Annotated in this window: 15 protein-coding genes; 9 read left to right on the top strand and 6 right to left on the bottom strand. The window is 74.6% G+C overall.

The window, feature by feature from the left end; all coding sequences use genetic code 11:
* Positions 1-122 precede the first annotated feature (122 nt).
* A complete protein-coding gene (locus ACFWJ4_RS25315) occupies positions 123-725 on the top strand; it encodes an AAA family ATPase (RefSeq protein ID WP_380547242.1) in 603 nt (200 codons plus the stop codon).
* Positions 726-995: 270 nt separating this feature from the next.
* On the opposite strand, the gene ACFWJ4_RS25310 is transcribed toward ACFWJ4_RS25315, so the two are convergent.
* Complete coding sequence (locus ACFWJ4_RS25310; RefSeq protein ID WP_380547241.1) at positions 996-1406, bottom strand: winged helix-turn-helix transcriptional regulator; 411 nt, start codon at positions 1404-1406, stop codon at positions 996-998.
* Between the two features lie 136 nt (positions 1407-1542).
* Here ACFWJ4_RS25310 and ACFWJ4_RS25305 point away from each other — a divergent pair, with 136 nt between their 5' ends.
* The 3 genes from ACFWJ4_RS25305 to ACFWJ4_RS25295 all read left to right on the top strand — a co-directional run bounded on the left by ACFWJ4_RS25305 (position 1543) and on the right by ACFWJ4_RS25295 (position 3894).
* On the top strand, positions 1543-2481 hold the full coding sequence (locus ACFWJ4_RS25305; RefSeq protein WP_380547305.1) for an NADP-dependent oxidoreductase: 939 nt from the start codon (positions 1543-1545) through the stop codon (positions 2479-2481).
* Between the two features lie 505 nt (positions 2482-2986).
* A complete protein-coding gene (locus ACFWJ4_RS25300) occupies positions 2987-3211 on the top strand; it encodes a hypothetical protein (protein WP_380547239.1) in 225 nt (74 codons plus the stop codon).
* Positions 3208-3894 carry a hypothetical protein gene (locus ACFWJ4_RS25295; protein WP_380547237.1) on the top strand — a complete coding sequence of 229 codons (687 nt, stop codon included), beginning with the start codon at positions 3208-3210 and terminating at the stop codon, positions 3892-3894. The genes ACFWJ4_RS25300 and ACFWJ4_RS25295 overlap by 4 nt, the downstream gene beginning before the upstream one ends.
* A gap of 55 nt (positions 3895-3949) precedes the next feature.
* On the opposite strand, the gene ACFWJ4_RS25290 is transcribed toward ACFWJ4_RS25295, so the two are convergent.
* A complete protein-coding gene (locus ACFWJ4_RS25290; RefSeq protein WP_380547303.1) occupies positions 3950-4687 on the bottom strand; it encodes a helix-turn-helix domain-containing protein in 738 nt (245 codons plus the stop codon).
* Positions 4688-5023: 336 nt separating this feature from the next.
* Between ACFWJ4_RS25290 and ACFWJ4_RS25285 the strand changes: the two genes are divergently transcribed.
* The gene (locus ACFWJ4_RS25285; protein ID WP_380547235.1) at positions 5024-5689 is read left to right on the top strand and encodes a DUF4097 family beta strand repeat-containing protein; all 666 of its coding nucleotides are present in this window, start codon (positions 5024-5026) and stop codon (positions 5687-5689) included.
* Between the two features lie 46 nt (positions 5690-5735).
* Complete coding sequence (locus ACFWJ4_RS25280) at positions 5736-6563, top strand: alpha/beta fold hydrolase (RefSeq protein ID WP_380547233.1); 828 nt, start codon at positions 5736-5738, stop codon at positions 6561-6563.
* An 84-nt stretch (positions 6564-6647) separates the two neighbouring features.
* On the opposite strand, the gene ACFWJ4_RS25275 is transcribed toward ACFWJ4_RS25280, so the two are convergent.
* Positions 6648-7136, bottom strand: coding sequence for a hypothetical protein (locus ACFWJ4_RS25275; RefSeq protein WP_380547231.1), 489 nt, complete (start codon positions 7134-7136; stop codon positions 6648-6650).
* Positions 7073-8314, bottom strand: a complete 1242-nt coding sequence (locus tag ACFWJ4_RS25270; RefSeq protein ID WP_380547229.1) for an acyltransferase family protein — start codon at positions 8312-8314, stop codon at positions 7073-7075. Before ACFWJ4_RS25270 ends, ACFWJ4_RS25275 begins: the two co-directional genes overlap by 64 nt.
* Positions 8315-8508: 194 nt before the next feature.
* On the opposite strand from ACFWJ4_RS25270, the gene ACFWJ4_RS25265 reads away from it, so the two are divergent.
* Positions 8509-9159, top strand: coding sequence for a GNAT family N-acetyltransferase (locus ACFWJ4_RS25265; RefSeq protein WP_380547227.1), 651 nt, complete (start codon positions 8509-8511; stop codon positions 9157-9159).
* A gap of 276 nt (positions 9160-9435) precedes the next feature.
* Here ACFWJ4_RS25265 and ACFWJ4_RS25260 read toward each other — a convergent pair whose 3' ends face one another.
* Both ACFWJ4_RS25260 and ACFWJ4_RS25255 read right to left on the bottom strand, forming a co-directional pair.
* A complete protein-coding gene (locus tag ACFWJ4_RS25260; protein ID WP_380547225.1) occupies positions 9436-10155 on the bottom strand; it encodes an HAD family hydrolase in 720 nt (239 codons plus the stop codon).
* Positions 10156-10206: 51 nt separating this feature from the next.
* A complete protein-coding gene (locus ACFWJ4_RS25255) occupies positions 10207-10881 on the bottom strand; it encodes a helix-turn-helix domain-containing protein (RefSeq protein ID WP_380547223.1) in 675 nt (224 codons plus the stop codon).
* Between the two features lie 179 nt (positions 10882-11060).
* Here ACFWJ4_RS25255 and ACFWJ4_RS25250 point away from each other — a divergent pair, with 179 nt between their 5' ends.
* Positions 11061-11768 (top strand): SDR family oxidoreductase, encoded by a 708-nt coding sequence (locus tag ACFWJ4_RS25250; RefSeq protein WP_380547221.1) that lies wholly within the window; start codon positions 11061-11063, stop codon positions 11766-11768.
* Between the two features lie 114 nt (positions 11769-11882).
* Entirely contained in the window at positions 11883-12305 is a 423-nt protein-coding gene (locus ACFWJ4_RS25245; protein ID WP_359906373.1) for a tautomerase family protein, read from the top strand.
* The last annotated feature ends 57 nt before the right edge of the window (positions 12306-12362 follow it).

The raw sequence follows: 12362 nt of genomic DNA, 5'->3' as shown, positions 1-12362 counted from the left end.
GGACCACGGACCGGGCCGGGGCCGGCTGCCGGGCGCCGGGGGCCGGGCCGGGAGGCACCCGCCGGGCCGCCTCCCCCACCCCACAGAGCCCACCCGCACCCCGGACCGCTTACCGTGCCGGTATGCATACCGACGAAAGCCCGTGGGACGTCCTGCTGATCGGCGGCGCGTCCGGCATCGGCAAGAGCCGCGCCGCCGCCCGCCTGTCCGCCCGGCACGGCGCGTTCGTGGTCGAGTTCGACGACGTCGTGGCCGCCCTCCAGGCCGCCACCACCCCCGCCGGCCACCCCGGCCTGCACCACTTCGCCACCGTGCCCGACCCCGACGCGCTGCCCGCCGACCGCGTCCTGGAGCTCCAGATCGCCACCGCCCGCGCCCTGGACGACGCGCTGCTGGGCGTCGTGCGCAACCGGCTCACCGTGGACGTGCCCGCGATCGTGGAGGGCGACTACCTCACCCCGGCCGCCGCCGCCCGCGCCGCCGCCGAGGCCACCGGGCAGGGCCGGCGCGTGCGCGCGGTCTTCCTGCACGAGGACGACCCGCGGCGCATCGGCGCCAACTACGCCGACCGCGAGCCCGGTTCGGGCCCGCAGCCCGAGCGCGCCGCCGTCAGCGCCCGCTACAGCACCTGGCTCGCCGACCAGGCCCGCGCCCACGCGCTGCCCGTGGTCGACTGCCGCCCGTACGCCACCCTGCCCGAGCGCCTGGCCGCCGCCCTGGCGTGACAGCGGCCGGGGCGGCGGCACGGGCGCCCGGCGGGCCCGTCAGCCCTCCTCGATCTCCGAGATCAGCCTGGTGCCCAGGTCGCTCTGCACCGCCAGCCGGGTGTGCCCGGCGTCGGGGCCGGGGGCGGCACGCTCCCGCCCCGGGCCGGTCGGTCCGACCCGTACGGCCCAACGAGCCGGCCCACCGGAGGTTGCGCCCCGGTCCGCCTCCCCCACCGGCCGGCCGGCCCACCCCGGCCGTCGGCCCGCCCGGCCGGGGCGGCGTTCGGGTCAGCCCGGCGCCTGGCGCCCGTCGTCGTACGCGGCGCGCGCCGCGAGCACCTGCGGCATGTGGCACTCGGCCCAGGCCTTGATCTGCCGCACGAGCGGCAGCAGGTCGCGCCCGAGCGCGGTGAGCGCGTAGTCGACGCGGGCCGGCACCCCGGCGGTGACGGTGCGCCCGACCAGGCCGTCGCGTTCCAGGGCGCGCAGGGTCTGGGTGAGCATCTTCTCGCTCACCCCGGCCAGGCGCCGGCGCAGGCCGCTGTAGCGCAGCGGCCCGTCGGCGAGGGCGTTGACGACGAGGCTGGCCCACTTGTCGCCGATCCGGTCGAGGAGTTGGCGGGCCGGGCACTCGGCGAGGTAGGCGTCGTAGTCGGCGGCCTCGGCGGCGCGGCGCTGGGCGGCGGTCGTGGTGGGCACCGGCCCACTCTCCTTTCCGTACGGTACGCACGTTCGGGTGCGTCCTTCCCCATGGAGAGTAACTCTCCTTAGGTTGGGTGGAGTTGCCGATGCGTGAGCCGATGGCGCGAGCCGAGGCGCGAGGGGTGTGGGTGCGATGCGTGCCGTGGTGGTGCGGGAGTTCGGTGGTCCCGAGGTGCTGGAGCTGGTGGAGGTGGCGCTGCCGCAGCCGGGCCGCGGGCAGGTGCGGGTGCGGGTGGCGGCGGCCGGGGTCAACCCGGTGGACGCGGTCACCCGTTCCGGGGTGCTCGCCACGGCCGGGCTGATGGCGCCCCGGGCGGTGACCGGCATCGGCTGGGACGTGGCCGGGACGGTGGACGCCGTCGGCCCTGGCGTGACGCGGTTCGCCCCCGGGCAGCCGGTGGTGGGCCTGCGCGACCGCCTGGACACCGACCTCGGCACCTACGCCGACCGGGTCGTCCTGGACGCGGACACCCTGGCCCCCGCCCCGGCGGGCGCCACCCTCGCGCAGGCCGCGACGCTGCCGCTGAACGGCCTCACCGCGCTGCAGGCCCTGGACCTGCTCGACCTGCCGGCCGGCTCCACCGTCCTGGTCACCGGCGCCGCGGGCGCGGTCGGCGGCTTCGCCGTCGAACTGGCCGTCCTGCGCGGCCTGCGGGTGGTCGCACTGGCCGGGGAGGGCGACGAGCCGCTGGTGCGCGGGCTCGGCGCCGAGTGGTTCGTGCCGCGCACGGCGCCCGATGCGGCCGCCGCCGTACGGGAGTCGGTGCCCGGCGGGGTCGACGGCGCGATCGACGCCGCCCTGCTGGGCGTGCGGGCGCTGGGCGCGGTGCGCGGTCGCGGCGCCTTCGTCGCGGTCGCGGCCGGCAGCGCCCCGGCGGCCCTGCGCGGCATCCGGGTCGCCAACGTGTGGATCACCGCCGACGGCCCCGCCCTCGCCCGCCTCTGCGCCCTCGTCGCCGACGGCCGCCTCACCCTGCGGGTCGCCGACACCCTCCCCCTGACCCGCGCCGCCCACGCCCACCGCCGCCTGGAAGCGGGCAACCTGCGCGGCCGCCTGGTCCTCACCCCCTGAACCGCTGCCCTCGGGGAACGGAAAGAAGGCCTGCTCCCGTTACGGGGCAGGCCTTCTTCGATGTGATCCGCGTCACGGCGGGGCTGCGGCAACAGCGCTCCGCCCGGGGAGACCGTCCGGGTTGAGGGGAAGGGCTCTCGGGTTGCACTGTGGCAGCCGGCGGGGCTCCGACCAAGCCGGCCGGACGACTTCGGACGCTCTCGGACGCCTTCGGACGCCCGATCGCCCCGAGCAGGCGCGATCCCGCGACTGCGCCCGCAGGTACGCGGACGGCTTCGGACGACCCCGGACGCGCGGGTCCCGGCGCCGGCGCGGCGGTGTCCGAGGCCGTCCCGAGAAGCCGTCAAATCCCCTCGCCAGGTCTCCTTTTGACGCCGGTCACGCCCACCGGAAGGAACTTGCGCGGGCCTTCACGGCCCGCGCATGATCTGACCCAGCCGCCCGCCGGGCGGCCCAGGGGACGGCAATCCCCATGTCCGGGTTGAGGGTTCAGAGAGGGATCACAGTGCTGTTCGAGTTCCGATGCGCGGTGCGGCGCACGCCGCCGCCCGCGCAGTACGCCGAGAGCCACGACCTGCGGCGCGCCGCGCTGTCCGCGGCGTTCCTCGCGGTCGCCCTGGCCGGCGTCATCGCCCTGATCGTCCTCGGGTACACCGTCGAGGCGCTGGTCACCGTCGTCGTCACCGCCTCGGTCGAGGCCTCCGGCACGGCCGCCCGGGGGCGGCGATGAGCACGCCGGATCGCACGGGGATCCCTCCCGCCCGCGCCCGGCTCGTCGCCGAACTGCGGCAACAGCGCCTGCTGGCAGGTCTGCCGTCCCTGAGCTCGATCGTCAGAGGACGCGATCTGTCGGTCACCACCGCGAGCAGCATGCTCGTGGGGAAGATGCTTCCCTCGGAGCGGTCGCTGAAAGCACTGTTGGACGGGATGGGCGTGAGCAGTCGCGACCAGCAGCACGTGCTGCTCCTCCACCGTGATGCGGCCGAGGAAGCCCGTGCCACCGCTCGGCGCGCCGCCGCCGAGCGCCCCGCCGACGAGCGCGCCCCCGAGGAGCGCCCCGCCCCCGACTGGCGCGTGCCGGTCCCGGCCGCGGGGGAACCCGATCCGGTGATGTTCTCCACCGTGCAGGAGTTCGTCGCGGGCCTGGAGGACGTGAGGATCTGGGCCGGCGAGCCGTCGCTGCGCCGGCTGGAGGAGCGCAGCGAGAGGCTGCACCGGCAGCGGCACACGGCGTACGGCAAGGTCCTGCGGCGCAGCACGATCTCCGACATGCTCAACGCCTCGGTGCTTCCGCAGATGGAGAAGGTGCGGCACTACCTGCAGATCTGCGGGGTGCGGGACATCGACGCGTGGGTGTACACGTGGCGGCGGATCCGGACGATCGAGAAGGCCGCCCTGCGCCGGGCGGCCTGACCCCTCACGGCCGCGGAGTGGGAAGTCGGCGGGTCCGACTTCCTGCTCCGGCTTCCTACTCCGGTTCCTTGCCCGCAGTGGACGCCGGCTTGGTGTGGAGGACTTCGCGGGCCTGGTCGGCGGCGCGCACGATGCTCTCGCTGATGAAGTCGAGGAAGCGGGCGATGTTCTCCAGGCGGACGGCGGCGGGGGTGCCGGGGCCGAGGACGGTGACGCCCTGGCGGGCGGCTTCGATGACCCGGTCGTTGGCGCGGGCGCTGGCGATGACGGCCTGGTAGTAGAGCTCGTCGTCGACGATGTAGCGGTCGCGGCGGCGTTCGTCGCGTTCGCGGCGTACCAGGCTCTGGCTCTCCAGGAAGGCGATCGCCTTGGAGACGGAGGCCGGGCTGACCTGCAGGCGCTGGGCGAGTTCGGCGGCGGTGAGGCTGCCCGCGTCGGTGGTGGACAGGCAGGTGATCACCCGGGCGCCCATCCGGTTGAGGCCCGAGCCCATCAGGACGGTGGTGAACTGTTCCTCGTAGGCGGCCACGGCCTCGCTGTCGCGCCCGTGGGGCTGCGGGCCGGACTGCTGTGCGCCGGGGGTGGCGGGCCGGCGCCGCTGGGCGCGGTGTTCGGTGGCGCGGTGGGCGAGGTCGGCGCGGTAGGCGAGGGGGCCGCCGTTGCGCATCACCTCGCGGGTGACGGTGGAGGTGGGGCGTTCCAGGCGCCGGGCGATCTCGGCGTAGGGGAGGCTGTCGGCCAGCCCCAGCGCGATCTGTCGGCGTTCCTGCTGGGTGAGCCTGCCTCCGGGCATCGCGTTCTCCTCGGTGGTCGTCGCCGCACGGTTCGCGGCACGGTTCGCCGCACGGTTCGCGGCGTGCTTGCCGGTGGGGTCACCGGTCGACGGCCCCACCATAGCGTTCACCTTCCACCCATTGCAATGGTCGCAACGGTCGCCGTTGCATTCATCGACACATCCGTTGCAACAGTTTCCTGTCATTCACCTGCCGCAATGCTGTTTTGACGCAACGAACTAGTTGCCGAGATCTTGAAAGCAACGTAGCGTTTCCAACGTCGGAAACACCGACGGGGCAGGCCCGGAACCGGGCCCGAGCCCGCACCCACCCCCGTATCCACCCAGGAGCGCACCATGCAGAAGTTCGACACCTCCGCCCCGATCACCGTCGTCCTGGACATCCCCGGCGGGCGCGTCCGGTTCATCGCCGCCGAGCGCGGCGACACCACCGTCGAGGTCCGGCCCGCCGAGGCCGGCAAGAACCGCGACGTCCAGGCCGCCGAGCGCACCGACGTCGCCTTCGCCGACGGCGTCCTGCGGATCACCACCGCCGCGGCCGGCCACCAGCTCCTGGGCCCCACCGGCTCCCTGGAGGTCACCGTCCAGCTGCCGGCCGGCTCCGCCGTCCGGGGCAGGGCCGCCGCCGCCGAACTGCGCGTCGTCGGCCGCCTCGGCGACGTCGCCTTCGACGGCGCGTACCGCACCACCAAGGTCGACGAGGCCGCGAGCCTGGACCTGACCGCCGTCGACGGCGATGTCGAGGTCGGCCGGCTCACCGGGCCCGCCCGGATCGCCACCACCCGCGGCGACATCCGGATCACCGAGGCCCGGCGCGGCACCGTCGAGCTGACCACCCAGGCCGGGAGCATCACCGTCGGCGCCGCCGCCGGCGTCCCGGCCGCCCTGGACGCCGGCACCGGCCACGGCCGCATCGCCAACACCCTGCGCAACGACGGCACCACCGTGCTCGACATCCGCGCCACCACCTCCCACGGCGACATCACCGCCCGCAGCCTCTGACCCCGGCCCCGCCCGGGCCGACACCATCCAGCTCCAGGGGGACACCATGACCGGCAACGCGACACCCACCACCCGTCCGAGCGCGTGGACCGGCATGCTGCCGGTCGACGACACCGCCCTCGCCGTCACCGACACCGGCGGCCCGGGCCTGCCCGTGCTCTACCTCAACGGCCAGTTCGCCACCCAGGGCTACTGGCGCCGCGTCATCACCGAACTCGGCCCGCGGTTCCGGCACATCACCTACGACGAGCGGGCCCGCGGCCGCCGGTCGAAGCGCTCCGCGGACTACTCCTTCGAGGCCGCCGTCCGGGACATCGACGCCGTCCTCACCGCCCGCGGCGTCGAGCGGGCCCTGCTGGTGGGCTGGTCCTACGGGGCGTTCCTCGGCGCGCACCAGGCCTCGCGCAACCCGCGGCGCACCATCGGCGCCGTCCTGGTCGACGGCGCGCAGCCCTACGACTGGCTCACCGAGGAGATGGAGCAGCGCATCCGCAGGCAGTTCCGGCAGTGGGCGCCGCTCATGGCGCTGATGCGCCCCACCGGCCTGACCCCGCGGATGACCCACCGGCAGATGTCCGACTGCAACATCGAGCTCGGCAGGATCGGCAGCGCCGGCGCACTGGGCCCGGTGCTGGACGCCGTCACCGTCCCGACCCGGTACGTGGTCGCCTCGGGGGTGTCCCTGGGCAGCAAGGGCGAGGAGCAGGAGATCATCCGCGCGGCCCTGCCCGCGGTGACCGAGCGCAACCCGCACATCGAGATCAGCGCGAAGGTCCCCAGCAACCACGGCGCGATCCTGAAGAAGGACTTCCGCGCCATCGCCGACGCCGTCCGCGAGGTCGCCGCCCTCGACCGCCCCACCCCCGGCCACTGACGGCCCCCCGCACCGGCACCGGCACCGGCCGCCACCTGCCGCCACCGGGCGGCCCGCCGGAACGGCGGCCCTGCGCGCCGCGGCTCAGCGCGGAAGCGAGGACTCCTCACCGACGGCGGCCAGCAGCTCGAACGGGAACTCCGGATCGGCCTGGCCGATGGCCAACGCGAGCCAACGGCCGCCGGACGGCAGCCACCACACGCGCATGGTGCCGGCGACGTTGCACAGGAAGCCCAGCGGCTCCGGAGCCGCCGATTCGGGATCCGGGTCGTCGAACCCGAGATACGGCCACAGTTCGACCGTCGCCGGATCTCCCCAGCGGTCGGCCAGAACGGCCGTCAGTGCGTGGAGGTCGGCTTCCAGCTCCTGTTCGGCCGCCTCGACGATCTCTTCGCTGCGGTCGTCCCAGAAGTCCCGGCTCTCCCCGAGCACTGCCACATGGTGTCCGGGCCCACCCCATCGACGGTCCGTCCCCGGCCGGACCTCCCGCTCGGGAAACGGGAGGATGCTCAGTTCGTCGATGATCGAGAGCCGGGCGGCGGTGAATCCCCTCGATCGGTGCCGGCTCGACATGGGCGGAGCCTATCCAGGTCTCCCCCCGCCGTGCCACGGCGGCGGGCGAGGCACCGTACCGCCGGGCGTTCGACCAGGGTGTGGACGAGGGCCCCGGCGGCCAGGGTCGCGGCGAACGCGGCGAACGTCAGCAGGACCGCGATCGGGGTCGGGTAGGTGCGGTCGCCGAGGACGAGGGGGCGGCCGTGGAAGAGGACGACGCCCTGGCAGAGGTAGAAGCCGAAGGAGACGCCGCCCAGCCACTGGGCCAGGCGGCGCGGCGCGGGGCGCGGGCCGCCGGGGTGCAGGTCGTGGTGGGCGGCGGCGCAGATGACCAGGGCGATCGGCAGGGCCATCGGCAGGACGAAGTCGTAGGGCGAGGGGACGGTGAGGGTGAGCGCGTAGGCGGGCGCGACGAGGAGGGCGGCGGGGGCGAGGGGCATGCGCGGGGCGAGACCGGCGGCGACGGCCCGGGCCAGCAGCATACCCAGGACGAACTCCGGCAGCCGGGCCGGCGGGAAGAGGTAACCGAACCACAACTGGTCGAGCGACACCGGCAGTTGGGGGATGCGGGGGTGGGCCGGCAGCAGGGCGGCGTCGGCTCCCGCGACGGCCGCGGCCACCAGCAGGACGGCGGCCAGGGCCGGGCGCAGAGCACCTTCGGGCAGATACCGTACGGCGCGGTGCAGGAGCGGGAACAGCAGGTAGAACAGGACCTCGCAGCACAGCGACCAACTGGGCATGTTCATACCCGAGTTGATGTTCGGGTCGGGCGAGTAGGCGTGCACGAGCAGGAGGTTGGGCAGCCAGACCCGCACCGGGCAGGCCCAGGCGAACAGGAGGGCGGCGGCGGCCCACATCGCCAGGTGGCTGGGGTAGATCCGGGCCAGGCGCCGGCGCCAGAACGCGGCGGGGCGCTCACCGTCCCGCGCGGACCAGGTCAGGACGAAGCCGCTGAGGACGAAGAAGAACGAGACCCCGGCGTAGCCGGCCTTGGAGGTGGCGTGGGCGAGGGCGGCGGCGAGGCGGGGGTCGGCGAAGAAGCCGAGCGGGGCCCGGGGGCGCAGCGGGTCGGTGACGAGGAAGGCGTGGAAGAGGAAGACGGCGAGGGCGGCGGCGAAGCGCAGGGCGGTGAGGGTGGGCAGACGGTGCGGGGGTGGCGGTTCTCCGACGAGCAGAGCATCACTTCGTGCACTCATAACATGACCTTAGGTGACTGTGCGTCAAGCTGGGTCACTGTCGGTATCGCCCGGAAGGCGTAAAGCGGGGCGGAACACCCGGGGCGGGACGCGGGGCGGGATGCGCTGGTGGCGAGCGGAGGCGGGACGCGGGGGGCGGCGAGCCGGGTGGAAATGGCGGTGCGGGCCGTGCGCCCGCTGGGCACACTGGTTCGATGATCACCGACCACTGGCCCCTGCGGGGGCTGCGCGTGACCTCGCCCCGCCTGGAGCTGCGCCTGCCCACCGAGGACGAACTCGCCGAGGTGGCGGACGTCGCCGCGCGCGGCGTCCACCTGCCCCAGGACCGTCCGTTCCTGACGCCGTGGGGCGAGCTGCCGCCGGCCGAACGCGCCCGGCACGTGATGCAGTCGCACTGGGCACGGCTGGGCCGCTGGAGCACGCAGCACTGGGCGCTGGACCTGGTCGCCTTCCACGAGGGACGCCCGGTGGGGATCCAGGACATGCGCGCCGAGGAGTTCGGCGTGCGGCGCGAGATCGTCTCCGGTTCCTGGCTCGGCCTGGAGCACCAGGGCAAGGGCCTGGGCACCGAGATGCGGGCCGCGATGCTCCACCTGGCCTTCGCGGAGCTGGGCGCGCGCTCGGCGACCTCGCTCTCCTTCGCCGACAACCACTCCTCCCTGGCCGTCTCGCGCAAGCTCGGCTACCGCGGCGACGGCATCGACCGGGACGTCCTGGACGGGCGGGTGGTGGTCTCCGAGCGCCTGCGCCTGAGCTCCGAGGCCTGGGCCGAACACGCCCGCACCCCGGTCACCGTCACCGGCCTGAGCGCCGACTGCCGCACCATGTTCGGCCTCACCGACTGACCCCGGCCCCCGGGAGCAGCCGGCGCGCGGAAAGTCGGCCCCGCCGACTTCCCACTCCCCCACAACAACCGCACACAGGCCCGGCCGACAGGCGAAACCAACCACGGGCAACACGCAGCACGGGCCCGGGTGATGAACGGGCTTCGGACCCGAGCCCCACCTCGGCGCCAAAAGTCGGCCACACCGACTTCCCGCGCGCTCACCCGGCCCCGCTTCTCCTCCCGCCTGCGCCAAAAGTCGGCCCGGCCGACTTTCTGTGCGCGGGGACGGCCCGGCTCAGGGGTGGAGGGCGGCGGGCAGGGCGGTGAGGGTGTGCAGGACGTGGATGCCGTCGTCGACCGGGGCGGTGCGGGTGGCGGTGCGGTCGAGCCAGAAGGGGTGCAGGCCGGCGTTGCGGGCGCCGAGGGCGTCGAGGTCGTAGTTGTCGCCGACGTAGGCGACTTCGTGCGGGGGCAGGCCGAGGCGGGCGCAGCCGGTCCAGAAGATGGCGGGGTCGGGTTTGGCCTCGCCGGGCCGGTCGGAGCCGACGAGGGCGGTGTCGTCGAAGTGGTGCAACAGGCCGGTGGCGTGGAGTTTGGGGCGTTGCTGGTCGATCGGGGCGTTGGAGACGATCCCGAGGCGGTGGGTGGGGGCGAGGGCGGCGAGGGTGGGGGCGGCGTCGGGGAAGGCGGTCCAGGCGGCGTTGCGGTGGGCGGTGTAGCCGGCGAACCAGGCGGCGGCGGTCCCGTCGGGCATGGTGGCGGTGTCCTCGCCGAGGCGGGCGAGGAACTGGCGGGCGCGTTCGCGCTGTTGCCCGGCGAAGGTCAGTTCGCCGGCCAGGAAGCGGGCGTACTGCTCCTGCATGACCTCACGCCACAGCGTCACGGCGCTCTGCGGGTCGGGGACGCGGTGCAGCAGGCCGAGGTGGTGCAGGTGGGCGAGGATGCCCGCCTGTTCCGAGCCCGAGTAGTCGAACAGGGTGTCGTCGACGTCGAAGATCACGCCTCTGATCGGCACGGTCCGTCCTTCCGCTGGTTCCGTCCGGGTCCGCCCGGTCACGTACGGACCCTATGCGGTCCGCGGTGCCCCGTCGCCGCCCCCGTCCGCCCAGTCCCCGCCGGCCAGGCGGTGGCGGGCGGCGGTCAGGAACTCCTCTGACAGTGCGGTGTCGTCGCTGGCGCGGGCGAGCAGCAGTGCTCCGACCATGGTGGACAGGTCGGCGAGGGTCTCCTGCCGTCCGGCGCCTTCGGGCAGTGCGGCCAGGGCGTCGACGAGTTCGTGCAGTCCGGCGGTGTAGGCGGTGCGCAGGGGGGAGCCGGGTTCGGTGCGGGCGGCGTCGGCGGCCAGTGCGGCGGCGGCGCAGCCGTGGCCGGGGTGGTCGCGGTGCGGTTCGGACAGGTAGCGGTCGAGGAACTCGGCGCGGGGGGTGCGGTCGTCGGCGGGCCGGTCGCCGGGCCGGCCGGCGGGCTGGTCGCCGGGCCGGCCGGCGGGCTGGTCGCCGGGCCGGTCGGCGAGTCGTTCCATGGCTTCGCGGCGTTCGGTGAAGGCGGCGGCGAGGGCTTGGGCGAGGAGGTCGTCCTTGGAGGCGAAGTGCCGGTAGAAGCCGCCGTGGGTGAGTCCGGCGGCGGCCATCGCCTCGGGGACGCTGACCTGGTCGGGGCCCTTCTCCCGGATCAGGCGGGCGGTGTGGTCGATGACGCGGCGGCGGCTGCGTTCGGCCTCGGCGCGTGAGACGCGGGGCATGCCGCGGCTCCCTTCCTCGTGTCGGACGGCGGTGCTGTTCCCGAGCGGTGCTCCGGGCGGTGTTCCCGGGTGGTGTTCCTGGGGTCCACTTTCCCATCCCATTTAGATGATGGTAATAATCTAAACGCTGCGGCGCCGCCAGTCACGGCCGGTGCCGCCCCAAGAGCGAGGAGATGCGCATGACCGTGATCGAAGGCTCCACCGTCCTGGTGACCGGGGGCCTGCGCGGCCTGGGCCGGGCGTTCGTCTCGGAGCTGCTGGCGCGCGGCGCGGGGAAGGTCTACGCCACCGCCCGCACCCCCTCCCCCGGCGCCGGCGGCGACCCGCGGGCGGAGGTCCTCGCCCTGGACGTCACCGACGACGCCTCGGTGGCCGCCGCGGCCGCCACCGCCGACGACGTCGACATCGTCTTCAACAACGCCGGCGTCCTGTACCCGGGGCCGCTGCTGACCGGTGACCTGGAGGAGGTCCGGGCCACCTTCGAGACCAACGTCCTCGGCCCGCTGCGCGTCGCCCGGGCGTTCGCGCCGGTGCTGGCCGCGCGCGGCGGGGGCGCGCTGGTGGACGTCCACTCGCTGCTGTCCTGGGGCGCGGGCGCCGGGGCCTACGGGGCGTCCAAGGCGGCGCTGTGGTCGCTGACCAACTCCCTGCGCCTGGAGCTCGCCGCCCAGCACACCCAGGTCCTCGGCGTGCACCTGGGCTTCGCGGACACCGACATGGTCGCGGCCCTCCCGGTCGAGAAGGTCCCGCCGGCCGAGGTCGCCCGGATCGTGCTGGACGCCCTGGCGCGCGGCGAGAGCGAGGTCCTCGTCGACGACGCCACCCGGGCCGTCAAGGCCGCCCTGTCCGGGCCGGTGGAGGGCCTCACCGTGCGCATCGGCCGCTGACCCCCGCGCCGGGACCGACGCACCAGGGCCGGCACGCACCGACGCGCACCGACGCGCACCGACGCACACCGACACCGACACCGACACCGACACCGACACCGAGGAGCACACCCCATGCCGCTGTGGCACGTCTACCACCCTCCCGGCACCTACACCCCCGAGCAGAAGCGTCAACTGGCCGGCGACGTCACGGGGTTCTACACCCGCATCGGGCTGCCGAGGTTCTACGTCATGACCCTCTTCCACGAGATCGCCGCCGACTCCTTCCACGTCGGCGGCGAACCGGCCGACAGCGCGGTGCGCATCGTGGTCGAGCACATCGCCCGCCACAACGCGGACCCGCAGGCGCGCCGGCACACCCGCGAGAGCCTCGCCGCCCTCCTCGCACCCCACACCGCCGAGCGCGGCCTGTACTGCGAGTTCCACATCGACGAGACGCCCCAGGACCTGTGGATGACGGACGGCATCGCCCCGCCCCCGCCCCGCAGCGAGGCCGAACGCGCGTGGGCCCGCGAGAACCGGCCCCTGCCCTACTGACCCCACTGCACCTCACCGCCACCGGAGGCGGTGCGGCGGAGCGGGAGGCCCACCGAC

Origin of the sequence: Kitasatospora sp. NPDC127067 (assembly GCF_042724755.1) — a bacterium.
In the GTDB taxonomy this organism is placed as follows: Bacteria; Actinomycetota; Actinomycetes; order Streptomycetales; family Streptomycetaceae; genus Kitasatospora; species Kitasatospora lactacystinica.
Note: the sequence above shows the minus strand (reverse complement) of the source record. Positions and strands in the feature narration are given on the sequence as shown.

Bases quoted from the DNA above. Each gene is read 5' to 3' on its own strand.
- ACFWJ4_RS25315 (WP_380547242.1), top strand. From the start codon at position 123: ATGCATACCGACGAAAGCCCGTGGGACGTCCTGCTGATCGGCGGCGCG.
- ACFWJ4_RS25305 (WP_380547305.1), top strand. From the start codon at position 1,543: ATGCGTGCCGTGGTGGTGCGGGAGTTCGGTGGTCCCGAGGTGCTGGAG.
- ACFWJ4_RS25295 (WP_380547237.1), top strand. From the start codon at position 3,208: ATGAGCACGCCGGATCGCACGGGGATCCCTCCCGCCCGCGCCCGGCTC.
- ACFWJ4_RS25290 (WP_380547303.1), bottom strand. From the start codon at position 4,687: ATGCCCGGAGGCAGGCTCACCCAGCAGGAACGCCGACAGATCGCGCTG.
- ACFWJ4_RS25285 (WP_380547235.1), top strand. From the start codon at position 5,024: ATGCAGAAGTTCGACACCTCCGCCCCGATCACCGTCGTCCTGGACATC.
- ACFWJ4_RS25280 (WP_380547233.1), top strand. From the start codon at position 5,736: ATGACCGGCAACGCGACACCCACCACCCGTCCGAGCGCGTGGACCGGC.
- ACFWJ4_RS25275 (WP_380547231.1), bottom strand. From the start codon at position 7,136: ATGTCGAGCCGGCACCGATCGAGGGGATTCACCGCCGCCCGGCTCTCG.
- ACFWJ4_RS25270 (WP_380547229.1), bottom strand. From the start codon at position 8,314: ATGAGTGCACGAAGTGATGCTCTGCTCGTCGGAGAACCGCCACCCCCG.
- ACFWJ4_RS25265 (WP_380547227.1), top strand. From the start codon at position 8,509: ATGATCACCGACCACTGGCCCCTGCGGGGGCTGCGCGTGACCTCGCCC.
- ACFWJ4_RS25255 (WP_380547223.1), bottom strand. From the start codon at position 10,881: ATGCCCCGCGTCTCACGCGCCGAGGCCGAACGCAGCCGCCGCCGCGTC.
- ACFWJ4_RS25250 (WP_380547221.1), top strand. From the start codon at position 11,061: ATGACCGTGATCGAAGGCTCCACCGTCCTGGTGACCGGGGGCCTGCGC.
- ACFWJ4_RS25245 (WP_359906373.1), top strand. From the start codon at position 11,883: ATGCCGCTGTGGCACGTCTACCACCCTCCCGGCACCTACACCCCCGAG.